Raw genomic sequence first — 24755 nt, forward strand, 5'->3', positions numbered from 1 at the left:
ACAGCAAATCCTCAAAAAAATTGGCTTCTCTTAAATCCTATTAGTCTTTTTAAGCATAATAAATACCACTAATGCTACTGTAGTTTTAGCATCAGTGGTTAATTAGTTTGTTATTAGGAACATTACTAAGTTCTATTAATTCAGGCTGTTCTATAAATTATTTTTTTATCAAACTAACTTTCTTGTAAAATAGTCTTTCCTTCAAACAATTCAACTTATTTTTTACCTCCACGAGACCATATCACCACTGGAATTAGTAATATTGAGAAAAATCCCCCAATAATAGATAAAGTTGAATAACTTGATCCTGCCACAATCATTCCAGACATGGCACCACCAGCAGCTCCTGACAACGCAATTAAAACATCTACTGTCCCTTGAATTTTAGCACGTGTGGAAGCTTCAGTTGAATCAACAATAAGCGCTGTCCCACTTATCAAACCAAAATTCCAACCTAACCCAAGTAAAGAAAGAGCAATTACTAGAAGAACCATAGAATCTTCTGGAGCAAAAGCAGCAATTAAACCTGCCATAAGTAATGTAATTCCAGAAGCAGAAGCCATCGCAGTTCGCCCTAATTTATCAACAAGAACACCTGTAACGAGTGAAGGGAGATACATCGCACCTATATGAAATCCAATAACAAGACCTACTGCACTCAAGTCATGTCCATGATGCCTCATCTGAACTGGCGTCATCGTCATAATAGCTACCATTACAATTTGAGTCAGAATCATAACAGTTGCCCCAACAATTACGCCTCTCTTGTTTTCTACTTGATTAGATGTAGTTATATGCCCTTCATCATTTTGTTCCTGTTTTGTTGCTTCAATTGTTCTTGCTATTACTAACGGATCTGGACGAAGTAAAGTGAAAAGCACAAGACCTGCTAATATATATGCTACTGCAGCTAATATGAAAGGTCCTGCAAGTGATGGAACACCAATTGATAGAGCGAATTTCCCCATAACATTAACCAAATTGGGACCTGCAACTGCACCAAATGTTGTAAAAACCATCGTAATACTTATAGCAGTCGCTCTTTGTTTACTATTTGCTAAGTCCGTACCAGCATAACGAGCTTGTAAATTTGTTGCCGACCCTGCTCCATAAACAAGTAAAGAAATAAATAATAGCAATACACTATTTATGATAGCTGAGATGATGACTCCGATTGCTCCAAGTCCACCAATTATAAAACCAGTAGTTAAACCTGTACATCGCCCATAACGTTGCGAAAGTCTCCCTACAAATAAAGCAGCACCTGCTGATCCTAAAGTAAATAAAGCTGAAGGAAGTCCTGCAAAAGCATCGGTTCCGAGCATTTGTTGTGCAAGAAGCGCCCCAACAGTAACTCCCGCTGCTAATCCTGCACCACCAAAGATTTGTGAAATACTTACAATTAATAATGTACGCTTGTATAATGATTTTTGTTTTTCCGAAGAATTAATATAACTTTGTAATAAAGCTGATTTAGCGTCTAACGTTTTTACACTTGCATTCGGTAACATAATTTCCCTCGCTTTCTATGAAACTAATTCTATTTCTTATAATCCCCCTACTAGTTTTGAATCAGCATAACATGTTCAAAAAAACCACACAATACTGTAATTGTATGGCAAACAATATTAGGTTGGATCGCTGAGCTGCTGTAATTTGCCGAGAAGTCTCAGTCAGTTGATTGCTCTGTGACTAGCAAAAATTTTATACACAGTCCTTAAGAAAGGGACAAGAAAGTGCAAAAACGTAAAAAGGAGTCAATCATCATCGACTCCTAAACTTATTGAAATGATTGCATGCGGTAGTTCCATAAGATTCTCATTTAATCGCTTAATACACAATTTTATTTAGCGGTTAGCTTAAATAAAGTGAAAAAGGTAATAAAGGGCACGGCTTTATTTATAAAATGCTACGAGCCTTTAGCTCAATAAGTATAATAAGTGCTAATAACCCAAAAGCTATTATAAACCTCCAGATTTTTTGAAAAATATAAGGAGTCATTGCTAATAGATTCATATAAAATGCACCTGAGTTATCAGGTGAACCGAAACTTCCACTCTCCTCAGACACTTTTCTATTATATTTAAAAGCTAGCATAAAAAGTACACTATCTACTACTCCCAAAAAAATAAGTAATCCTAATTCATTAGCTGACACTTGTTTTTTCCTCCTCTCAGTTTATCTTGGTAAGCTAGTTTATTTTACCTTATTTTTCCATTCCAATCATCGGAATTAAACTTTTTTTGTTCAATTAAACTGTATCGTTAATAGACAATCTCAATAAACATTTAAATTAAGTAAAAGAACAACTCCTATCGCTACAAGATTAAACTATATTAAGTTAAGATGTACATTTATAATTTCTAAAAAAACATAAAAAAAGCCCTCGAAATTACTCGAAGGGCTTTATAGCGGAAATGAGAGGTGTATAAAATAAACTATTTTGTTATTTTAATTTCACTACCGCTAAGTCATGTTGCATTGCATTATTACCAGTTTGAGGATCAAATGCAATATCACTAAGTCCAAATACATTCACTACAACATCTTTATCTTTCGGATGCAGAACTCTTACTTCATAAGCGAAAAGATTTGATGGAAGTTGGAAAGATCTAAATGTTCTATATTGATTTGGTGGAATTGATACTGTTGACGGGTCAGCCATAGGAATAACGACTGGGAAGCCGCTTGACCAGTCAAACATTAAAACAGATACTGAGCGAAAGCTATCTGGATCAACATTAAAAGCTTCTACTGTTAAAAACATCGTACTAGAATGTCTTCTTAGTACTCCAGTTGTTAAAATTTTAGCCATCAATGTCACTCCCTTCATATTATTTGGACAAGCAAATCCATATAATATTAAATGTTTCATATCAAAAAATGAAACGGACATTGGTACAATTAAAATAATAGTTTAAAAAAATGATAACTTCGCCACTACATCTTATATTTGTTTATAGTAAGTTGCTTTTAAAATAGACAAACATTCTCTTATATATGCAGTAGGAATGATTACTTTTGGCGTTTTTGCTGGTAGTCCCACTACATTTAAGCCTTGTTTTTTAGCCAATTTTAAAGATCTAAATAGATGATAATCATTTGTTACAATGATACCTTTTGCTTGATTATTGTTAATGATTTTTTTTGAAAACTTCATATTTTCATATGTATTTGTAGATAAATCCTCTTTAATAATTTTTTTTTCGTCAATTCCCAATTTAATTAGTTCAACTTTCATACATTCGGCTTCAGATATTAATTCATCTTTTCCTTTTCCACCAGAAACAATTATTTTCGTGTTTTTATTTTCCTTTGCATACTTAGCAGCAGTTTCAATTCGATAACGTAAAGCTCTAGTAGGCTTATTTTTCTTTAATCCCGCACCTAAAACAATCACATAATCGGCATCTTTCGGTACTTTCTGTTTATATTGCAAATAACTATGTACTCCAATAAAAACGATACAGAACAAATAAGCTAAAAAGCCAATTAATACTGTATATGTTACTACTTTTAAAAAGCCCATTTAAAGTATCCCCTTTAATAAGATCTATTTTAAATCTTATTTTAGCGAATAATATTATTGATTTCATTAAAAATAATCATCTTACACAAATCTTTAACAAAAGTCTTGAAAATTTATTTAAGAATAAGATCTGTAAAAAAAGAAGGTTGATTTCCGTTCCAGGATGCTCGCTTTCTTAAAAGCAGGAACTAGGAAAGGCAGGATCAAGGAAAAAGGAAAAGATATTAAAAGACTTTAGAGTATTTTATTGATTTCCTCTAAGCCTGCTCTTCCTGCTCTTCCTGCTCTTCCGTCTTTTTTAAAATAACAACAATTAAACAAAACATTAACAGAGCCGTTTCTTAAAATATTTTATACTAACCAAGTTTGAAAATTCTTTTCAAAGTATAAAAATATCCCCTAATTAGAAGAGTAAAAGAAATTTTTCACTTCTAATTAGGGGACGTATTATGCTAAAGATATGCTTTTTATTCGATTATCTTGGATACTTATAATCCATTGGATTTTTTTGATCCTTTGAAAGTCTCTTTTGATGAGCTTTCGTTTTAGCGTCTACATGATTTGCATCACTTGGACGATTTTTCTTTGAACCACCAGCTCCATTACTCATTTCTTTCCCTCCATTAACCAGTTCGTACAAAAACTAGTTTGCGTAGAAAGAAAATGTTTATGCGACATTTCGTGAATTTTCATCATTTTCAACTTCAAAACCTTTTCCGATAATGGCAGCTATTATACTAAACAAAGGCGTGATAAATAGAACGAATGAAAACGGTAAGTATTCTAAAACTGGTACCCCTAATGTTGATGCAAAGAATGCTCCACTTACACTCCAAGGAACGATTGGATTAAACAAGGTTCCTCCATCTTCTAATGCTCGTGATAAGTTTTTTAATGGAATATTTTTTTGGATAAATACATCTTTTAATAATTGCCCAGGAAGTAGAATTGAAAGGTATTGTTCACCTGTTAAGAGATTTACCCCCATAGCTGATAATGTACTTGCAACAACTATACTACCTTTACGTTTTAAATTAAATAATGACTGAATTAATGTATCAAAAACTCTAAGCTCCTGCAGTAATCCTCCTAAAGCAAGTGCAATAAAAATTAATGAAACAGACCACATCATTGATTGTAATCCACCACGATTTACAATCGAATTAAGCATTTCATTGCCTGTATCTAGTTGAAAACCATTTTGTAAAGTTGCAAATACTTTTTCAAGCGTAATTCCTTTTTGAATGAAAGATGCTAATACAAGTGAACTAACAATACCAGCAGACATTGTTGGTAAGGTTGAAAATCCCTTAAATGCCATGATAAAAACGATTAAACATGGAATTAATAAAAGTGGATTAACTTCAAAGCTAGAAGAAATTGCTTTTTTCATCTCAGTTACTTGTGCCATATCAGTATTACCATGTCCCATACCGATGATTAAGAATAAAATAACAGTAACAATTAAAGCAGGGATTGTTGTGTATGACATATGACGAATATGTTCATTAACTTTTATACCCAAAATACTTGGAACGAAATTCGTTGTATCTGAGATTGGTGACATTTTATCTCCAAAGCAAGCTCCACTAATAATCGCACCCGCTGCAATTGCTGGTGGAATTCCCATAATGTGAGCTATTCCCATTAGCGCTACACCAACCGTGCCGATTGTTGTAAACGTACTACCTGTAAAACTAGCTACGATAATTGTGATAAAGATTGCACTAATTGCAAACCATTTAGCCGAAAGTACTGAAATTCCGTAAAATAATAATGTAGGAACCGTTCCACTTAACATCCAAGAACCGATTAATAACCCGATCATCATCAGGATTAACGTAGGCGACAAACCATTTTGAATTCCTTTTTTCATTCCATTTTCAAGCTGCTCCCATTTAAATCCTTTAAATAAACCAAAAATAGCTAAACATACTACACACAGTAAAAGTGGAATATGCGGCTCAGTTTTTAACAAAACTAGACAACTAGACATAATGATAGTAAACAGTACGATTAACGCACCTAATTCGATGTTTTTCATGAAGATACTCTCCCCTTATTCTTTTTATTTTCAATTTCTATTGTGTTTAAAACCTGTTTTTAAATTTCCATATATACGTGTTCACGAAACTTTACGAAACCAAGTCTTTCATAAAATTCACTTGCATTTTTATTATCAATCCAATAATCTAGCTCAACCCTTGAAAGTTCATGATCACGAGCAAATGAAGCAAGTTTATGAATTAAAAATGAACCATAACCCATATTTCTTTTTCCCTCATTAATACTTATTTGGTGAATGTAACCTAAACGATCCGCTTTCTTTATTGGTCCCTCAGGAATATTTTTTATTTCTATCCAAGCATAACCGACCAATTCTTCTACATCTTTTACGACAAAAAAATGATGCTCCGGTTTATCTACAACATTCTTAAAAAACTCGGTAATTTCATTCAGATTATGAACCTTAAAAAATTGTGGAAATAATTCAGCGTGTAGGTTTTGAACACTCTCGTTAAGTTTTGCCAATATTCGGTAATCTTTCGTTACAAATATCTCCATGATTATTCTCCTTTCAAAAAATTGGTTAAGAAAACTCGTTAAATAGCGAGCCTTTTATGGCGATGGCATAAATGTAGTTGCAATTATACTTTATTCCTAGAAAAAGCCTACTACGTTGATTACGCATCATCTCTGTCAATTTATACACTTTTAGTGCAAAATAAAAATCGAGACAGCCCCTATTAAATATAGGGACGACCTCGATCGCGTTACCACCCTAGTTATAAAGAAGGATTACTATAAAAAGTATCTCTCTTTATCACTCGACATCTGTAACGTAGAATTACGTTCTTCCCTTCATTAGATAAACTAACTACGAAAAGAAAACTCCCGAAATGTAATTCGTTTAATTGGATAGACGAGTTCTCACCAACCACTCGCTCTCTGAACTAACTTCAACTAAACTACTGCTTTTTCGTTCACTGTTTATTATTATAATGTAATTAAGTGGTATTTCTTCTTACCACGGCGAATAATGATAAATTGTTCTTCAATTGCATCTAATTTAGATAACACTTTTGTAACATCTTGTATACGATCACCATTTACATAAACTGCTCCGTTTTGAACATCTTCACGAGCTTGACGTTTAGATGGAGAAATTTTAGCTTCTACTAAAAGATCTACTAATCCTTTTTCTGCTTCAGTTAAATGAAATGAAGGTACATCTTTAAATCCTTGTTTAATTTCAGCAGCCGTTAACTCTTTTACAGAACCGCTAAATAGTGCTTCTGTAATTTTGATTGCTTGATTAAGAGCTTCTTCACCGTGAACAAGTTTTGTTACTTCTGCAGCTAATGCTTTTTGAGCAACACGTTGTTCAGGAGCTTCATTGAATTGTTTTTCAATTTCCAAAATCTCTTCTTTTGATAAGAATGTAAAGTACTTTAAGTATTTAACTGCATCACGATCATCTGTGTTAATCCAGAATTGGTAGAATTCGTATGGAGTTGTTTTTTCAGGATCTAACCAAACTGCTCCACCTTCTGTTTTACCAAATTTAGAACCATCTGCTTTTGTAACTAATGGTACAGTAAGTCCAAACGCTTTTGAATCTTCTTCTGTTTTACGAATTAATTCCATACCAGCTGTAATATTACCCCATTGGTCACTACCACCAATTTGTAATTTACAGTTATGGTCTTGGTACAATTTTAAGAAATCGTATGATTGTAATATCATGTAGCTAAACTCAGTAAATGAAATACCTGCTTCTAAACGAGATGCAACTGAGTCTTTAGCAAGCATGTAATTTAATCCGAAGTTTTTACCGATATCACGTAAGAAAGTAATTACATCTAATTCTCCAGTCCAATCGTAGTTATTAACTACTTTCGCAGCATTATCACCTTCAAAACTTAAGAATGGTAATAATTGTGTACGAATTCGCTCACTGAACATTTTCACTGTATCAGCCGTATTTAATGTACGCTCTGCTTTTTTACCGCTTGGGTCTCCGATCATACCAGTTGCTCCACCTACTACCCCAATTGGTTTATGACCTGCAACTTGAAATCTTTTTAACATTAAAATTGGTAATAAGTGTCCAATGTGTAAGCTATCGCCTGTTGGATCAAAACCACAGTATAATGAAACAGATTCTTCGCTTAATAATTTTTGAAGTCCTTCTTCATCTGTCATTTGATTAATTAATCCACGAAATTCTAGATCTTGTAAGATATTTTCCATTTTTTAGCCCACCCCTTCTATCTTCTATAAGCATTTAAACAAAATAAAAAGTCCCTACTGATAAACAGTAGGGACGAATAATTAAAATCGCGGTACCACCCTAGTTGTAGCTAATAAAAAATTCTAGCTACCTCTCATACAATTAACGGCTGTTAACCGTTCTAATCCTAATTTGTTAACTTAACAAATGTCGAAAAAGAATGCTCCAGGGTGTAATTCATGTCAATGTCTGTGCTAATTCTCACCAACCATTAGCTCTCTGAAACAATAGCATTCACACTACTAAGCCTTTCAACGCTCACTATTAAAATGTTATGAAACATTTATATCACACATAATTCTACAAAGTCAAATAGATAATTAAATTTTTATTAATTTTATCTAAATTGTCATCCATTCATTGAATATAAATGCTTTAAATTCAATAATATGGTTAAATATTAATATTAGTATCTTTAAAAATACATATTTTGGAAATGGAGTGTTATTCATGAAGAATAAGGGTATGTGGATTGCTCTAATAATTGTAGCAGTTCTAATCTTTATGGGTGTGGGAAGCTATAATAGCTTTGTAACAAAGGAAGAAAATGTAACGAATAAAATGTCACAAGTTGATAACCAATTAAAACGTCGTTCAGATTTAATTCCGAACTTAGTTAATACAGTAAAAGGATATGCATCACAAGAGAAAGATGTGATTGCTTCTGTAACAGATGCACGTGCAAAATTAGCAGGCGCTCAAACTACGTCTGAAAAAAGCAAGGCTGACCAAGAATTATCTGGAGCATTGTCTCGTTTATTAGTTGTAGTAGAAAACTATCCTGATTTAAAATCAAACCAAAATTTCCAGGCACTAATGGATAGTCTAGAAGGTACAGAAAATCGACTAGCAGTTGCTCGTAAAGATTACAATGATGCAGTAACTGACTATAATCAAAAAATTAAAAAATTCCCAGGAGTTTTAGTAGCCAGAATATCTGGATTTGAACAGAAACCATACTTTGAAGTATCTGAATCAGACAAAGCTACACCTGAGGTTGACTTTAGTGGCGCTGGTAATAAATGAGAAAAATCCTCTCAACAATATTCCTAATAGGTTTCCTTTTATCATTTGTTACGAATGCAAATGCTGAAATTAAAGTACCTTCAAAAGTCGGAAATATTTATGTACAAGATTATGCGAATGTACTCGACAGTGAAGATACACAAACTCTAATTCAGTTAGGAAAAAAATTAGATGATACTACTTCTGCTCAACTAGCAGTTCTAACAATTCCAAGCTTAGAGGGAAATGATATTAAAGAATATGCTAATACAGCTTTTCGAAAATATGGCTTAGGTAATAAAGAGAAGAATAATGGTGTCCTATTGTTATATGCAAAAAAAGATCGACAAATAAGAATTGAAGTTGGTTATGGTTTAGAAGGAGTTGTAACAGATGTTCGATCTGGTAACATATTAGATCAAAGTGCAATTCCATATTTAAAAAAAGGTGAGGAGTCACTTGCAATAACAAATACTTATAAGTCTTTATATAACGTTATTTTAAATGGCTCTGAGAAAACTGGTCATACAAGTTCAAGTACGTTATGGGACAATTTAAAAATATTTATTATTATTGCAGTTGTAATCGGGATTATTATCCTTGATATGATGTTCTTTAACGGTGTACTCACTTATTTCATCTTAAATTTATTACCAGCTCTTTTGAATTCATCAGGTGGCTCTAGAGGCGGTGGAGGCGGAAGCTCCGGCGGTGGGGGCTCTGATCGAAAATTTTAATTAAAAAACCATTGGAAAAATTTCTTCCAATGGTTTTACTTTTTTATTAGTCTTCCATAGTAGATAAATCACCCGTTGGAAGATCTAACTCCCATGCTTTTAAGACTCTTCGCATAATTTTTCCACTACGAGTTTTTGGTAATTTATCACGGAATTCAATTTGTCTAGGTGCTGCATGAGCCGCTAATCCTAGTTTAACGAAATTACGAATTTCTTCTTTCAATTCATCCGAAGCAACATAACCATCTCTTAAAGCAACAAATGCTTTAATGATTTCTCCACGTACTGGGTCCGGAATTCCGATTACACCTGCTTCTGCAATCGCTGGATGTTCAACTAGTTTACTTTCCACTTCAAATGGACCTACACGCTCACCTGAAGTCATAATCACATCATCAACACGTCCTTGGAACCAAAAATATCCGTCTTCATCCATGTAAGCTGAATCACCCGAAACATACCACTCATCATTTAAGAAATATGATTGGAATTTTGCTTCATTATTCCAAATCGTATTCATCATTGATGGCCAGCCCTTTTTAATTGCTAGATTTCCCATTGTATATGGCGCAACCTCATTACCATTATTATCAACAATAGCTGCTACAACCCCAGGGAATGGTTTTCCCATTGATCCTGGACGAATTGGCATACAAGGATAGTTAGCAATTAAAGAAGCACCAGTTTCAGTCATCCACCAATTATCGTGAATTCTTAAATTAAATACTTTCGCACCCCAACGAACTACTTCTGGGTTTAATGGTTCACCAACACTCAAAATATGTCGAAGCGAACTTAAATCATACTTCTTAATTACATCAACTCCTGCTCCCATTAGCATACGGAACGCTGTCGGAGCGCTATACCAAACTGTTACTCCAAACTCCTGAATTGTTTCATACCAGGCTTCAGGACTGAAACGGCCTCCCAAAATTACGTTAGAAGCACCATTTAACCATGGACCAAAAATACCATAAGATGTCCCAGTTACCCAGCCTGGATCAGCCGTGCACCAATAAATATCATCCTCTTGAAGATCAGTTACCCATTTACCAGTTTGATAATGCTGAATCATAGCTTGTTGAACATGAAGAACACCTTTTGGTTTTCCAGTTGAACCAGATGTATAATGTAAAATTAAACCATCATGACGGTTTAACCAAGTAATTTCAAAATCTGTTTTTGCCTCTTTCATGCGGCCTTTAAAATCTACAAATTTACCGCCTTCTTCAACATCTTCTCCTACAAGGAAAATTGTTTTTAATGCAGGTAAATCATTAATTGGTACTCGTGATAATAAAGCCGGCGTTGTTACTAATACTTTTGCTGCACTATCCTCTAAACGATCCTTAACAGCACCTTCCATAAATGCTTCGAATAATGGGCCAACAATAGCGCCAAGTTTCAAGGCACCTAAAAGAGCGAAATATAATTCCGGCTGACGAGGCATAAAGATAAATACGCGATCGCCCTTTTCAACGTCACCAAATTGTTTTAATACATTTGCTGCTTTATTTGAATGATTTTTCATTTCTTCAAACGTATATTTTTCATTTCGCTTATCATCTTTGTAATACAATGCAATTTTATCTTTACGATGAGAATTTGCATGACGGTCGACCGCCTCAAATGCCATATTATATTTTTGCGTTGTATACCAAGAAAACTCTTTTTCTACATCTTCCCACTTAAAATTTTTATAGCTTTCTTCATAGTTTTTTAAATTAAATTGACCATTACTAACAGGAAGCGCTTCCACCTTCATAAAAATCCCTCCTTGATATTGTCTACTAACATTATACATTGATAATACTCAATTTTCAGTATTTTAAATAAATTCGCCATTTATATGTATTAGACATTAACCGATTTTTTTCCTGTATGTCTTTCCTGTAATTTTTAGTATGATATAAAAAAAGGTGTTTTCCGAGGGAGTGTGTAATATTGGATCACCCAAAAAAATATTTTTCGAAAACGATTCAAACACAACATGGTGAGTTAATTATAGAAGGGCCAGTCGAATCTGCTTTACTTGAAACATATCATTTTCATGAAAATCTAACTTCTTTTAGACAACCAGCACAACAACATAAAGCAATTGTTGAAATTGCCAGTTTACCTGAGGCAAGAATTATTATCGCAAGACATGATCAAACAATTGTAGGGTATGTAACTTATTTATATCCTGACCCACTTGAAAGATGGTCACAAACTACGCTCGAAAATTTAGTTGAGTTAGGTGCAGTCGAAGTTATCCCAGAATTTAGAGGCTTTTCTGTCGCTAAAAATATGCTAATTCTTTCAATGCTAGATGATGCAATGGAAGATTATATCATTATTACGACTGAATATTATTGGCATTGGGATTTAAAAGGTACCGGTCTAAATGTTTGGGAATACCGTAAAATGATGGAAAAAATGATGAATGCGGGAGGGCTCATTCAATTTGCAACTGACGATCCGGAAATTTGCTCGCATCCTGCAAACTGTTTAATGGCGAGGATAGGAAAACGGGTAACAACTGAAGAAATCCAAGCATTTGATGCACTACGCTTTTTGCAAAGATATATGTACTAACTGAACTTTAATCTCGAAAGGTAGGATTCAAAACAATGCTTATTCAAGATATTATGCGCAGTTCAAACATTACTTTAAAGAAGGACAATACGATTGGTGAAGCAGTAGCTATTTTTAGAAAAGGCGCAGTCCGTCATATTCCAATTATTAATGATGACGGGCAAGTTGTTGGAATCATTTCTGACCGTGATGTCCGTGATGCCCTACCTTCTACCTTATATTCACAAGCGATTTCATCGGTATTTGATGTACCGGTTGAAAAAATTATGACTACTAATGTTATTACGTGTAGCCCGATTGATTTTGTAGAAGAAGTCGCAACCTATTTTTTTCAATATAAAATAGGCTGTTTACCAGTCATATTAAGCGGTAAGCTAATAGGAATTGTAACAGAAATTGATGTATTACATACACTTGTAACTTTAACGGGTGCCTATCAACCTAGCTCCCAAATCGAAATATTAGTCCATGATGAACCAGGTATATTAAGTGATGTTGTAAATGTTATTGCAAAAGAAAACATTAATATTGTAAGTGTACTTGTATACCCTGCAAAAGACGAAAATCATAAAGTTCTAGTTTTTAGAATTCAAACAATGAATCCACTTCCTCTCATTCAAATCTTAAAGAATGAAGGTTATAAAGTTCTTTCGCCAAATGAAGAGAGTGAAGTATGATGAAAAAGGAAGCTTATTTAGTTTATAGTGCAGACTATCATACATATCAATTCAATGAAAATCATCCTTTTAATCCAATACGGTCCCAATTAGTTTATGAACTATTAAAATCTAGTAATCTTGTATCTGATATTGATATTCTTCCACCAAGATTAGCAACAGATGAGGAATTATTACTTTTTCATGATCAACAATTTATCGAACAAGTTAAAAAAGCGAGTCGAGAACCAATAAGAGCAAATGTCGCCGAACAATACGGTTTAGGAACTGAAGATACACCTATTTTTAGAAACATGCATGAAGCAAGCGCACTAATCGTAGGTGGTACATTGACTGCAGTTGATGCCGTTTTGGAAGGAAAATCAAATCACGCCTTTAATTTAGGCGGTGGTCTCCATCATGGTTTTAAACGAAAAGCTTCTGGATTTTGTATCTATAATGATTGTGCAATCGCAATAAAATACATACAAAAAAAATATGGATTAAAAGTTTTATATGTTGATACAGACGCCCATCACGGCGATGGAGTTCAATGGGCATTTTATGATGACCCAACTGTATGCACATTATCCATTCATGAAACTGGTAGATATTTATTCCCAGGTACTGGTGCCGTAAACGAAAGAGGCCAAGGAAAAGGTTACGGTTATGCATTTAATATTCCTGTCGATGCATTTACAGAAGATGAGTCATTTCTATCAAACTACAAAAAAGCAATTACAGATATAGCTGAATATTTTAAACCAGATATCATTCTCACACAAAATGGATCTGATTCTCATTGCTACGATCCATTAACACATCTTTGTACAACGATGAAAACATTTGAAGAAATCCCAAAAATCGCTCATGAAATTGCCCATAAATATTGTGAAGGTAGATGGATTGCAGTCGCTGGCGGAGGATACGATTACTGGAGAGTCGTACCACGTGCTTGGTCTCAAGTATGGCTCGCAATGACAAATCAACAACCGACTTCAGAATTAATACCGGATAGTTGGTTAGAAAAATGGCAGAATATTGCTAATGTTAAGTTACCAACTACTTGGACAGACGATCCATCAATTGTGAAACCAATCCCAAGAAAAAAAGAAATAGAAGAATATAACGAACAAATTCTATACCGTGCACTCGAGCCATTGCATATTCAACAAAAGAAACCTTTTATTTAAATTTCTTTACGCTGTTAAGGGGTATCCTGACAGCGTTTTTTATTTTTAGTAGATTTTATTGGTCTTTTTTATATAAAATTATTAGATTTCTAATCAAATTCAAAGAGAATTAAAGAAAAATTGCTAGTTTTATATTAAAAAACATCCACAATTGCCCAAATTCCCTACGAAATACACTTGCCGGTATAGGTAATTTATACTTTTATTTGCGATTCTGTCTGTTTTATTTGCGATTCTCGAATTTTATTTGCTATTTTGCCATTTTTATTTGCGATTCACACCTTTTATTTGCAGTTTACTCTTTATTTGCTGCTTCCATCTCTTTATTTGCACTTTTATAGGGTTTATTTGCCGCTTCCTTCAACTTATTTGCTGTTCATTCTTCACTTCCTGCTTCTCATATCTGTATTTGCACTTTTATTGAGTTTATTTGCCGCTCCTTCAACTTATTTGCAGTTCATTCTTCACTTCCTGCCTCTCAAATCTGTATTTGCACTTTTATTGAGTTTATTTGCCGCTTCCTTCAACTTATTTGCAGTTCACACCCTTAATCTCCTCCTCATAAAATAAAAAAAGCTCAGGAACAAAACCATTCCTAAGCTTCTTATTTCTATTATTTTGTTGATTGTCTGAATTGAAGATGATGAGGAAGAATGACAGTAGCATCTTCAACAGTTTCTTTATTCATGTACTTCGTCAATAATCGCATTGCAACTGCACCGATATCATACATTGGTTGTGCAACAGATGTTAATTTCGGACGAACCATCAAGGCAAGTCTTGTATTATCAAATCCGAAAACTTCAAGATCATTTGGGACAAGGATTCCATGATCTTGAGCACTGTGGATTACCCCTATCGCCATCTCGTCAGAGGCTACAAAAATCGCACTAGGCACTATATTGCGTTCATGAAATGATTCAAATGCTTCACTTCCAGATTCATAGCTATTATCACCATAAGTAACTAAATTTTCATCGAATTCAATACCATTCTCTTGTAAAGCACGTTTGTATCCTTCTAGCTTGCTTGAACCGATGATATTATTTTCTGTAGGTCCATTTACGAACGCTACTTGTTGATGACCTTTTTTAATTAAATAATCAACTGCATCAAAAGCTGCTTGAGCATAATCAATATTTACTGAAGGTATTTTTTTTGATTCATCAAAAGTAGTTGCCAAAACGATCGGTACACCAGCTTTTTCATATTCTTCAATATGGATATCTTTAATCGTTCCACCAATAAATAAAATACCGTCCACTTGTTTTGCTAACATATTATTAATTAATGTAATCTCTTTTTCAACATTCTCATCAGAGTTACTTAAAATAATATTGTACTTATACATTGTTGCGATATCTTCAATACCACGAGCAAGTTCTGCATAAAAAGTGTTTGATATATCTGGAATAATTACTCCAACTGTTGTTGTTTTTTTACTTGCTAGCCCTCTTGCAACTGCATTAGGTCTATATCCTAAACGACTGATCGCTTCATTTACTTTTTTCCTTGTAGTCGGTTTAACATTAGGATTTCCATTGACTACACGTGAAACCGTAGCCATGGAAACGTTTGCTTCACGTGCCACATCGTAAATCGTAACCGTCATTTTCTTCACTCCTCTATTTTATTCTATCTATTATGTAGTTTGTTTTTAATTTGAGTAAAATAGTCATAAATCGTCATATTCCACAAAAATAGTGCCTTCCTTCTATCTTATAGTGAAATGAATATTCATTCAATACACCGTTTAGAAAAAAATGTAAATAATTTGTAGTTTTTCACTATCTAAACCTAATTTAAAACAAATGTTCACAAATTATTCAAAAAAGCGCTGACTGAATTTTAGTCAGCCAGCGCTTTTTTGAAAATTATCGATTCATGAATGAATTAACTTCAGTCATAAATTGGCCAAATTGATCAAAGTTCATTTGCTGCGATGAATCACTTAATGCAGTTGCAGGGTCCGGATGAACTTCTGCCATAATTCCATCGGCTCCAATTGCTAATCCTGCTTTTGCTGCAGGGATTAGTAAGTCTCTTCTTCCTGTAGAATGAGTTACATCTACTAATACAGGTAAATGTGTTTCTTGTTTTAAAATTGGAACAGCTGTAATATCTAACGTATTTCTTGTCGCTTTTTCATAAGTTCGAATGCCACGTTCACATAAGATGATTTCTTGATTTCCTTCTGACATAATATACTCAGCCGCATAAATAAACTCTTCGATTGTCGCAGATAATCCTCTTTTTAGTAAAATTGGTTTTTTCACAGAACCTGCAGCCTTTAAAAGCTCAAAATTTTGCATGTTTCTAGCACCAATTTGAATGATATCAACATAATCTAAAGCCATTTCAATATGCTCTGGACTAACGATTTCACTAATAATTGCTAAACCGTGGTTTTGACCAACTTCTTTTAAGATTTTCAAGCCCTCTTCACCAAGTCCTTGGAAATCATATGGAGACGTGCGTGGTTTAAATGCACCACCTCGCATAATTTTAATTCCTTGTTCCTTTAATACTTTTGCAACAGAATCCACTTGCTCATAACTTTCAACTGCACATGGCCCAGCAATAATGATTGGACTTCCATCACCGATTTTAACGCCATTTACTTCGACGATTGTATTTTCAGATTTTCTTTTTCTTGATACAAGTAAAACCTTTTTATCATCTTCTTCTTGAAGCTCTAAGCTACTTTTAAAAATTTCTTTAAATATATGTTGGAGTGTTGCTGTACTAAATGGTCCTTCATTTATTTCTGCTATATGATCAAGCATTTTACGTTCTCTGACTGGATCATAACGTTTAACTCCTTGATCAATCTTTGCGATTCCTATTTTTTTAGCGATTTCGCCTCTTCTATTTAACAACTCAAATATTTGATGATTAATCTGATCGATTTCACTTCTTAGTTGCTCTAAATCATTATTGTTCAACTTAAATCCTCCTTGCAAATAAACCAATATCTCATTTGTTATTATGACACTTTATTAAAAGCTAATCAAAATAAGAGCATTATTTTACAAAAATATTTTATATCCGAATAGCTTAAGATTTAAAGGTAGGTTTTTATAGCAATAAAAAAAGAAGATTCACCTAAGTAAATCTTCCATAACATATTTAATTTTGTATGTTATAAAGAAACAATAGTTTTTTATTTACTATCTTCTCCTACTCTGTCTAACCACTCATTAATATGAGAATTAAATAATTTCTCTTGTTCGATTTGCAGGTTATGTCCAGCCTGATCTAATACTGTAAAAGTTGCTCCAGGAAAATTTTCTAGTAATTTAAATGCGTCTTTAAATCCAACGACTGAATCCTGTAATCCTAACAAAAATAAACTTGGTGCATTGAACTTTCTGCTGTCGATCTTAAATGAGAAACCGTAATTCCTCCTTATTTTCGATAAGAAATCTTGGTCGGCAATTGAACAGCCACTTTCAATCTCATTTTTATATCGAACCCAAGTTTTTTCATTTAACACAACATTATTTGTACGAAAATCTGTTTTTTCTATTTCAGTAAGTTGGTTCATAAATATGAAATCTTCTTTTACTACTGTGTGTTCAGGAAGTGTTCTTTGTTCATATTCTGGTATAATCACCGGGCAAATAAATGCAACACCTTCTACTTTTTCTGATCTATTCGCAATAATCCCCCTAGCTAAATACCCTCCGTAAGATTCTCCCACTAATAAAAATGATTGCCCAGGAATTATTGCATCTAGAAATTCAAGAACTGTTTTTAACATATCATCTGTTGTATTAATCTCACTGCTTCCTTTTGTTTTACCCATTCCTGGGAGATCAAAGTAAATCCTCTTATAACCATTCCTATTCGTAAATATTGGTTCCATACAACCTTGCATTAACCTAGAGTCCGGCGTAAACCCATGAATCATAACAATTGGTTGTCCTTCTCCCTTTATTTCATAGTTAATCTCACTATTTTTTAAAGTACAAAAAGGCATTTTAATTACCTCCAAACTTTTTATTTACTCTGATTTACCGGTTGGTGAAAATAATTTATCATGTGGTAATACTGCATGAACTCCCTTGACCTTGTTTACAATTTGAGTGATTCTCAAATCAACACAAACACTAGCTAACGCAACAGCTTCTGTTTTTTCTAAACTGTAAAGTTCTTGCATTAATTCAACCATACCGTTTAATGCCGTAGCTGTTGCTTTGTTTAAATCTTCATCAAAACCAAAAGTGATCCACCCCGCCGGAGTATTAGCGCGAGGCATATTTATGTGCAAATCTTCTCTGACTGTAAGGGTAAGATTTACTTTATCAAATGGTGCTTCGATCGCTTGACCTGATACTTCCCCATCTCCTTGGGCAGCATGTCCATCACCAGCTGAGAACAAAGCCCCTTCAACAGCAATCGGTAAAAATAACGTACTACCTTCTATTAATTCTTTGCAATCTATATTTCCGCCACAATATCTAGGTGGAATTGTCGAATGAATTCCCGGTTCACTAGGTGCTGTTGCAAGAACACCTAAGAATGGACTTAATGGTACCGAAAATTCTTGGTCTTTTATTTCCGTTTTTGCTAACTTACTTTCCGTATTAATCATCCAATTAATCGTTACTTCTGGTTGTTCCGAAATACCTAATACTTTATTTTGCCAATTCTTATTACCACCAGCACAATTCCATCCGTACCAACCTGATTTTAATTCATTTATTTTTATCTCAAGAGTCATCCCTGGCTTTGCATTTTCGATATAAAATGGTCCAATCATTGGATGACCCCATTCTGTTTCTTTCTCTCTTGACTCAAATCTTATTCGTTCACCTTCTTTTTCTGAATACCCCCATCCAATATCGATTGTGTTAAACTCGATCGAATCACCAGATCGAATGAATTGAATTGGTTCATATTCATTATTAAAAGATGCATGCAAATGTTGATTTGAGATAGTATACTTAAATGTTTCCGACATAGTTTACTCCTTCTTTCAGCTAACAAAAAATGATTTCACCATAACTTAATTCTGCATCTAAAATACATTTCCTTGTTTTTAATTTTTCTACCTAAATTTCCCTCGACCCAAAGCCTTCATTTGAATTGTCTGTTCCTTTAGGTGTATTGTATAGAAAGGATTTCCAATTTGAGGAAAATCAAATTTTATTTTATTGGAGGATTAATGATGGCAATTACTTTTAAACAAATGGTTGCAGAAGCACGTGAAAATGTAAATGGGATCAGTTCAGCTGATGCACGAGAAAAAATTAAATCAAATCCAGATACATTCGTCATTGATGTACAAGATGCAGCTGATGCAGGTGCATGCGGTTTAATTCCTAGCAGTGTTAATATCTCTCTTGGCATGCTTCCAATCCGTGCAGATTTGGAGCTACCTGAACATTTACGCGAACCAAGATTAGCTGATCGAAATCGTCCTGTGCTTGTAACATGCGGCGCTGGTGGTCAAGCTGCTTTAGGTGCTTACTTACTAAAAAAAATGGGATTCACTGATGTAGCATATATTGATGGTGGAACTGCTGCATGGAAAGCAGCAGGTTTTGATGTAGAGTAATTTTTTAGAAGTCGAAACATCTCATATTGATTAAAAATCGTTTTAATTAAAAACTGCACCTAAATTTCAGGTGCAGTTTTTACATTTATTTCTTTAATAAAGCATTTTCAATTGTGTCTTTCTTAATTGAAAAATGTGAAGTATTATAAACTGCCTCACCATTTTCAAAAATAAATAATTGAGGAGACTCATGTCTAATTTCTGTTTTCTCAGCTATATAATTAGATAACTCACGATCATCTTGTACTTGTAAAAAATACAATGGTACATTTTCATATGCTGAAGCAAATGCCAAAAATTCAGTATAAGCCGCATGACTAATTGGACAAGTTGTACTATGTTTTAAGAAAACAAATTTTTCTTCGTTGTTTATTAGCTCATCAAATTGTTGAGTCGTTGATATTCGATTTACCATTTTTCTTTTTTCCCTCACGCTTCGTTTTATACTTTTCCCATAAATCGATTGCTGTTGTACCCCAATTTAAAACTTGAGACATTTTCTCTGTGCTTTCTTTTACAGTAGTTGAAACATTATTAGCAGTATCTCGTACTTTTTCGTTCATTTCCGAGATTGTCACTCCAACTTCTTCTACTGATTTAGCTAATACATCAAGGGATTTTGCTCGTTCACGCATATCTTTCGTAAGTTCATTTGAATTATTAACAAAAATTTTAGCTTCATTTGCTAAATGATTAGAAGTATGTACTAGTTGAACTGCTTCTACACAAACGTTATGTAAATCTTTTTGTGTCTCAGCAATTGTAGATTCTACACCTCTAAACACCCTTTCTAGTCGGAATAACGTACGACTAATAAAAACAACTAAAATAACAAATGCAATCGCTGCAATTAACGCACTAACGGAAATAAGATCCATTCGAAAAAACCCCTTTCGTTCATAGCCTTCCACAATTTTAATCACTTATTTCGTATTATACTACAAATTTTACCAAACACTAAACTAGTCGTATTACAAGTTTTCAAATTCTTTTGTAAAAAAGAATACTATAGGTAAACAAAACTGACCAAATAGTTTACAATAGGAATATAGTTATAAATATTGGAGGGAAATTTTCAATGAAAGATCCACGTATTGCAAAACTAGCTAAAAACTTAATCAATTACTCTGTAAAATTACAACCAGGAGAAAAAATCTTAATTGAAAACTTTAAGCTGGAATCTGAATTAGTTACAGCTTTAGTTAAAGAAGCATATGCTGCTGGTGGTTTTCCTTTCGTATCAATTAAAGATCATAAAGTAGATCGTGCATTACTAATGGGAGCTACTGAAGAGCACTTCAATAAAATTGCTGAATACGAAGCAAATGTAATGAAAGATATGGATGCATATATTGGTTTACGTTCAGGTGTTAACATTAGTGAACTATCAGATGTACCTGATGAAAAAACAAAAATTCATGGTAATACTGTAGGTAAAAAAGTACATAGAGAAATTCGCGTTCCAAAAACTAGATGGGTAGTTCTACGCTTCCCTACAGATTCAATGGCTCAGTCAGCTAAAATGAGTACTGAAGCATTTGAAGATTTCTATTTCGATGTATGTAATCTAGATTACGGTAAAATGGACAAAGCGATGGATGCGCTAGTTGATTTAATGAACCGTACAGACAAAGTACAAATTAAAGGTCCTGGAACTGATTTAACATTCTCAATTAAAGATATCCCGGCTATTAAATGTGCTGGTGAAATGAATATTCCTGATGGTGAAGTATTTACTGCCCCAGTTCGTAATTCAGTAAATGGTACACTTTCTTATAACACTCCATCACCTAACAACGGATTTACATTTGAAAATGTTCAACTTAAATTCAAAGATGGTAAAATTATTGAAGCAACTGCAAATGACACTGAACGTATCAACAAAATCTTTGATACAGATGAAGGCGCTCGCTTTATCGGTGAATTCGCAATTGGTGTAAACCCATACATTTTACACCCAATGGGAGACATCTTATTCGACGAAAAAATTGATGGAAGCTTCCATTTCACTCCAGGTCAAGCTTATGATGAAGCTTACAATGGTAACAACTCAAATATCCACTGGGATATGGTATGTATTCAACGTCCTGAATACGGTGGAGGAGAAATTTACTTCGATGACGTATTAATCCGTAAAGATGGTCTTTTCGTAATCGAAGAATTAAAAGGATTAAACCCAGAAAATCTAAAATAATGATCATTTGTAAAGAACACATACTTATATGTGTTCTTTTTTTGCAATTACATGTTGACTTGCACAATTTTTAATAAAGCGAATATCTTGCTTTGACTAATTAAGTAAAGGGGGATCTAGCTTGATACCTAAATATCCGTATTATAGTTATGAAGAAAAATGCGAACAAGTTCCAATTACTTTTCCACCTCAACATCAAAACATGCAACCTGGTCTGGAATATTTAATGAATCCGATTCCAATTTCAGATAATCCCGATTATAAAGGAAGCGGTAAATTAGCTGGGAAAGTGGCGATTATTACTGGAGGCGACAGTGGAATTGGTCGTGCTGTTGCAATAGGCTTTGCTAAAGAAGGCGCAAGTCTAGTAATTGCATACTTATATGAAAGAGAAGATGCTGAAGCAACAAAAAGAATGGTTGAACAATATGGACAAAAGTGTTTACTTATTGAAGGTGACTTAAGACGCCCTGATTTTTGTATAGAAGTGATTAATAAAGCAGTAGAATCCTTCGGAAGACTAGACATCCTTGTCATGAATCAAGGTGTTCAGTTCCCTCAAGATGAAATTGAAAAAATTTCTAATGAACAATTAGAAACAACTTACCAAACAAATATCTTTCCTATGTTCTACTTAACGAAAGCAGCACTTCCACATTTGAAAGAGGGCAGTTCAATTATCTCTACTGCCTCTGTTACCGCCTACGCAGGTGCTCCTTTACTCATTGATTACTCCTCTACAAAAGGTGCTATCGTCTCATATACTCGCTCTTTATCACTACAACTAGCCCGAAAAGGAATACGTGTAAACGCTGTTGCTCCAGGTCCAATTTGGACTCCGTTAATTGTTTCAAGTTATTCTGCAGAGTATGTGAAAAAATTTGGTTCTGACACAGCAATGAAGCGAGCTGGTCAACCATTTGAACTAGCACCAACTTATATTTACTTAGCTTCTGATGACTCATCATTTGTAACCGGGCAAGTACTTCACGTAAATGGTGGAATTATGACAGAAACATAAAAAAGAGAAGGTTAAACAACCTTCTTTTTTTCCATCTATTAAAATTCTCCACCGATTACTAGCCAAATAATAAACATACTAACATATACTAATCCCGTCATTAACAATAATAATACTGCTGAATATTTAGCTAAACCTTTCTCACCTTTAATAAACGCAATGACTCCAAAGATAAAGCTTCCAATTAAACTTAAAATGAATAACCACATAAATATGCCACCAATTTCAATTGGCCTATATGTGTCTCCAATTCTCCAATAAACTGTTTTTGAAATATATGTATTTCCGACAAACCAACCGACAAATGCGATCATAGTAAAAAAATAAGAAATCTTACTAAACTTTTTACTAAATTTTAAAGCTCCTAAAGTACAAATAATAAAAAAAATGATCGTACTTCCATAAATGCTATACTCGTAAAACTTTTGATTCGATTCATGCAAAAAGCGACCAAAAAAAGCAGAGTAAGCTAAAAGTAAAAATATACAAGCAATTAAGCGAAAATACTTCACCTCATACTCAAAAAAGAATACTATTTTAACATTTTCTTCCACTATTATTATTTCAACGCTCCTACAAAATTTCCTTTTTATTCCATTAGCATTGCTATTATTGCTAAATAAAAAAAAGACTGGGAAAATTCCAGTCTCAGTGTATATAAAAAGTCCTTTTTTACGCAGTTTTTTTACCGTTTGTCATTCGTTCAATTAACATACTAACAGATAAATCACCTGTTGCATTTAACATTGTAGCAGGTGGATCAATTATTGTGCTAATTGCTGCAAGAATTGGTAAAGATTCTACCGGTAACCCAAACAGTGATAGTATTAACATTTCACCTATCATTCCACCATTAGGGATTGCTCCCATAACCATACCGACTAATAACGCAATACCGATTGTAACAAGATAAATATTCATGCCTGAGAAATCCATTCCAAATACACCGAAAGCAAAGGCAATTTTTACTACGCCGCCCAAAACAGATCCATCTTTGTGAAGAGCGCTAGCTAATGGAATTACAGTTTCTCTAACGTTTTTAGAAACGCCCATTTTTTCAGCTGAATCAAAATTTGTTGGAATCGTTGCTGCACTACTACAAGTTCCTAAAGATGTTAACGTTGATGGTATTACATTTTTCCAATAAATTTTAAATCCATAACTACCACCGGCCATATAAGCAATAATACTATAAAAGATAAAATAAAATAGAATTGCAGTTACATAGTATATAATAAATACTCTACCATATGAACCTAGTAATTCCTTACCGTATGTAGGGACTAAATATGCGAAATAAGCTCCAAGTCCTACTGGTGCAAGATACATAATATAGTTAACCATATTCATGATCACTGCATTGCCACTTGATAATAATTTCTTTACAATGTCTGCTTTATCGCCAGCTTTATTCGTTGCTAATCCAACTAAAACAGCAAATACGATAATTGCTAACATATTACTTCTTGTAAACAAGCCAGAGAAATCATTCACTGTAAATGTATTTACAATTTGCTCTGCTACTGATACTTTTTCAGCAGCATCTGGTTTAACGATTGGGATATTAACACCATGTGCAGGTGGATAAACTTTCATAACTACAATCATTATGATTGCAGCAATAATACCCGTAAATAAAAATACCCCCGACATATTTCGAATAATCTTACCAAATTTTTCTCCTCCGCCATTTGCAAAGCTTGAAGCAACAGAGAAAAATACAAGTGGTACAACTACTACGAATAATAAGTTTAAAAAGAAATCCCCTATTGGTTTAAGGGCAACTCCTACGCTTTCAGAAAAATAACCAATGACTGAACCTATGATGATACTACTTAGTAAAATCAAAGGGAAAGCGTAATTTCTAAATGAAAATCTCATAAGCTTCCTCCTAAAATAATTGCTATTGCTAGTATACATAAAATTTAATAGTTTGTACGCCTAAAATTTAAATAAAAACTACAGAACACTTCATAAACATACAAA

Annotated in this window: 25 protein-coding genes and 2 other annotated features; of the genes, 8 read left to right on the forward strand and 17 right to left on the reverse strand. The window is 33.7% G+C overall.

Going from position 1 to position 24755, the window contains the following annotated elements; all coding sequences use genetic code 11:
* Window positions 1-215 precede the first annotated feature (215 nt).
* From B7R67_RS06430 to tyrS, 8 genes are all read right to left on the reverse strand, one after another.
* Window positions 216-1514 carry an MFS transporter gene (locus tag B7R67_RS06430; protein WP_088068661.1) on the reverse strand — a complete coding sequence of 433 codons (1299 nt, stop codon included), beginning with the start codon at window positions 1512-1514 and terminating at the stop codon, window positions 216-218.
* 385 nt (window positions 1515-1899) lie between these two features.
* A complete protein-coding gene (locus B7R67_RS06435) occupies window positions 1900-2157 on the reverse strand; it encodes a hypothetical protein (protein ID WP_088068663.1) in 258 nt (85 codons plus the stop codon).
* Window positions 2158-2446: 289 nt separating this feature from the next.
* Window positions 2447-2815 (reverse strand): hypothetical protein, encoded by a 369-nt coding sequence (locus B7R67_RS06440; RefSeq protein ID WP_235822103.1) that lies wholly within the window; start codon window positions 2813-2815, stop codon window positions 2447-2449.
* 132 nt (window positions 2816-2947) lie between these two features.
* Window positions 2948-3529 carry a YdcF family protein gene (locus B7R67_RS06445; RefSeq protein WP_088068665.1) on the reverse strand — a complete coding sequence of 194 codons (582 nt, stop codon included), beginning with the start codon at window positions 3527-3529 and terminating at the stop codon, window positions 2948-2950.
* Window positions 3530-4004: 475 nt separating this feature from the next.
* Window positions 4005-4139 carry a hypothetical protein gene (locus B7R67_RS22645; protein WP_088068666.1) on the reverse strand — a complete coding sequence of 45 codons (135 nt, stop codon included), beginning with the start codon at window positions 4137-4139 and terminating at the stop codon, window positions 4005-4007.
* Between the two features lie 57 nt (window positions 4140-4196).
* Window positions 4197-5573: a Na+/H+ antiporter NhaC gene (gene nhaC / locus B7R67_RS06455; protein ID WP_088068668.1), complete on the reverse strand. Its 1377-nt coding sequence runs from the start codon at window positions 5571-5573 to the stop codon at window positions 4197-4199.
* 59 nt (window positions 5574-5632) lie between these two features.
* A complete protein-coding gene (locus B7R67_RS06460) occupies window positions 5633-6094 on the reverse strand; it encodes a GNAT family N-acetyltransferase (RefSeq protein ID WP_088068670.1) in 462 nt (153 codons plus the stop codon).
* Between the two features lie 187 nt (window positions 6095-6281).
* Window positions 6282-6526: a binding site (T-box leader), on the reverse strand.
* Window positions 6527-7783 (reverse strand): tyrosine--tRNA ligase, encoded by a 1257-nt coding sequence (tyrS, locus tag B7R67_RS06465; protein ID WP_088068672.1) that lies wholly within the window; start codon window positions 7781-7783, stop codon window positions 6527-6529. It lies immediately after the preceding feature.
* Between the two features lie 66 nt (window positions 7784-7849).
* Window positions 7850-8087: a binding site (T-box leader), on the reverse strand.
* Window positions 8088-8273: 186 nt separating this feature from the next.
* On the opposite strand from tyrS, the gene B7R67_RS06470 reads away from it, so the two are divergent.
* Both B7R67_RS06470 and B7R67_RS06475 read left to right on the forward strand, forming a co-directional pair.
* Window positions 8274-8849 (forward strand): LemA family protein, encoded by a 576-nt coding sequence (locus B7R67_RS06470; RefSeq protein ID WP_088068674.1) that lies wholly within the window; start codon window positions 8274-8276, stop codon window positions 8847-8849.
* Complete coding sequence (locus B7R67_RS06475) at window positions 8846-9565, forward strand: TPM domain-containing protein (RefSeq protein ID WP_088068676.1); 720 nt, start codon at window positions 8846-8848, stop codon at window positions 9563-9565. Before B7R67_RS06470 ends, B7R67_RS06475 begins: the two co-directional genes overlap by 4 nt.
* 46 nt (window positions 9566-9611) lie before the next feature.
* Here B7R67_RS06475 and acsA read toward each other — a convergent pair whose 3' ends face one another.
* Entirely contained in the window at window positions 9612-11330 is a 1719-nt protein-coding gene (acsA, locus tag B7R67_RS06480; RefSeq protein WP_088068678.1) for an acetate--CoA ligase, read from the reverse strand.
* A 179-nt stretch (window positions 11331-11509) separates the two neighbouring features.
* On the opposite strand from acsA, the gene B7R67_RS06485 reads away from it, so the two are divergent.
* Genes B7R67_RS06485 through B7R67_RS06495 form a run of 3 tightly spaced genes read left to right on the forward strand, consistent with a single transcriptional unit; the run spans window position 11510 to window position 13991 of the window.
* Window positions 11510-12142, forward strand: coding sequence for a GNAT family N-acetyltransferase (locus B7R67_RS06485; protein ID WP_088068680.1), 633 nt, complete (start codon window positions 11510-11512; stop codon window positions 12140-12142).
* A 35-nt stretch (window positions 12143-12177) separates the two neighbouring features.
* Window positions 12178-12819, forward strand: coding sequence for an acetoin utilization AcuB family protein (locus tag B7R67_RS06490; RefSeq protein ID WP_088068681.1), 642 nt, complete (start codon window positions 12178-12180; stop codon window positions 12817-12819).
* Window positions 12819-13991, forward strand: a complete 1173-nt coding sequence (locus B7R67_RS06495) for an acetoin utilization protein AcuC (protein ID WP_088068771.1) — start codon at window positions 12819-12821, stop codon at window positions 13989-13991. Before B7R67_RS06490 ends, B7R67_RS06495 begins: the two co-directional genes overlap by 1 nt.
* A 613-nt stretch (window positions 13992-14604) precedes the next feature.
* On the opposite strand, the gene ccpA is transcribed toward B7R67_RS06495, so the two are convergent.
* From ccpA to B7R67_RS06515, 4 genes are all read right to left on the reverse strand, one after another.
* The gene (gene ccpA, locus B7R67_RS06500; protein ID WP_088068683.1) at window positions 14605-15603 is read right to left on the reverse strand and encodes a catabolite control protein A; all 999 of its coding nucleotides are present in this window, start codon (window positions 15601-15603) and stop codon (window positions 14605-14607) included.
* A gap of 262 nt (window positions 15604-15865) precedes the next feature.
* On the reverse strand, window positions 15866-16936 hold the full coding sequence (locus B7R67_RS06505; protein WP_088068685.1) for a bifunctional 3-deoxy-7-phosphoheptulonate synthase/chorismate mutase: 1071 nt from the start codon (window positions 16934-16936) through the stop codon (window positions 15866-15868).
* Window positions 16937-17154: 218 nt separating this feature from the next.
* Complete coding sequence (locus B7R67_RS06510) at window positions 17155-17973, reverse strand: alpha/beta fold hydrolase (RefSeq protein WP_088068687.1); 819 nt, start codon at window positions 17971-17973, stop codon at window positions 17155-17157.
* 24 nt (window positions 17974-17997) lie between these two features.
* The gene (locus tag B7R67_RS06515; protein WP_088068689.1) at window positions 17998-18957 is read right to left on the reverse strand and encodes an acetamidase/formamidase family protein; all 960 of its coding nucleotides are present in this window, start codon (window positions 18955-18957) and stop codon (window positions 17998-18000) included.
* A gap of 207 nt (window positions 18958-19164) precedes the next feature.
* Between B7R67_RS06515 and B7R67_RS06520 the strand changes: the two genes are divergently transcribed.
* Window positions 19165-19554, forward strand: coding sequence for a rhodanese-like domain-containing protein (locus B7R67_RS06520; RefSeq protein WP_088068691.1), 390 nt, complete (start codon window positions 19165-19167; stop codon window positions 19552-19554).
* A gap of 85 nt (window positions 19555-19639) precedes the next feature.
* Here B7R67_RS06520 and ytxJ read toward each other — a convergent pair whose 3' ends face one another.
* Together ytxJ and B7R67_RS06530 are read right to left on the reverse strand one after the other, a co-directional pair.
* A complete protein-coding gene (ytxJ, locus tag B7R67_RS06525) occupies window positions 19640-19969 on the reverse strand; it encodes a bacillithiol system redox-active protein YtxJ (protein ID WP_088068692.1) in 330 nt (109 codons plus the stop codon).
* Window positions 19935-20432 (reverse strand): DUF948 domain-containing protein, encoded by a 498-nt coding sequence (locus B7R67_RS06530; RefSeq protein ID WP_088068694.1) that lies wholly within the window; start codon window positions 20430-20432, stop codon window positions 19935-19937. The genes ytxJ and B7R67_RS06530 overlap by 35 nt, the downstream gene beginning before the upstream one ends.
* 200 nt (window positions 20433-20632) lie before the next feature.
* Between B7R67_RS06530 and B7R67_RS06535 the strand changes: the two genes are divergently transcribed.
* Both B7R67_RS06535 and B7R67_RS06540 read left to right on the forward strand, forming a co-directional pair.
* Window positions 20633-21748, forward strand: a complete 1116-nt coding sequence (locus B7R67_RS06535; RefSeq protein ID WP_088068696.1) for an aminopeptidase — start codon at window positions 20633-20635, stop codon at window positions 21746-21748.
* Between the two features lie 121 nt (window positions 21749-21869).
* On the forward strand, window positions 21870-22769 hold the full coding sequence (locus B7R67_RS06540; protein ID WP_088068698.1) for an SDR family oxidoreductase: 900 nt from the start codon (window positions 21870-21872) through the stop codon (window positions 22767-22769).
* Window positions 22770-22807: 38 nt separating this feature from the next.
* On the opposite strand, the gene B7R67_RS06545 is transcribed toward B7R67_RS06540, so the two are convergent.
* Window positions 22808-23281 carry a hypothetical protein gene (locus B7R67_RS06545; protein ID WP_142289525.1) on the reverse strand — a complete coding sequence of 158 codons (474 nt, stop codon included), beginning with the start codon at window positions 23279-23281 and terminating at the stop codon, window positions 22808-22810.
* 160 nt (window positions 23282-23441) lie between these two features.
* Window positions 23442-24650: a dicarboxylate/amino acid:cation symporter gene (locus tag B7R67_RS06550; protein ID WP_088068702.1), complete on the reverse strand. Its 1209-nt coding sequence runs from the start codon at window positions 24648-24650 to the stop codon at window positions 23442-23444.
* Window positions 24651-24755 lie beyond the last annotated feature (105 nt).

The sequence above is a fragment of the Gottfriedia luciferensis genome (assembly GCF_002156865.1).
Classification (GTDB): domain Bacteria; phylum Bacillota; class Bacilli; order Bacillales; family Bacillaceae_G; genus Gottfriedia; species Gottfriedia luciferensis.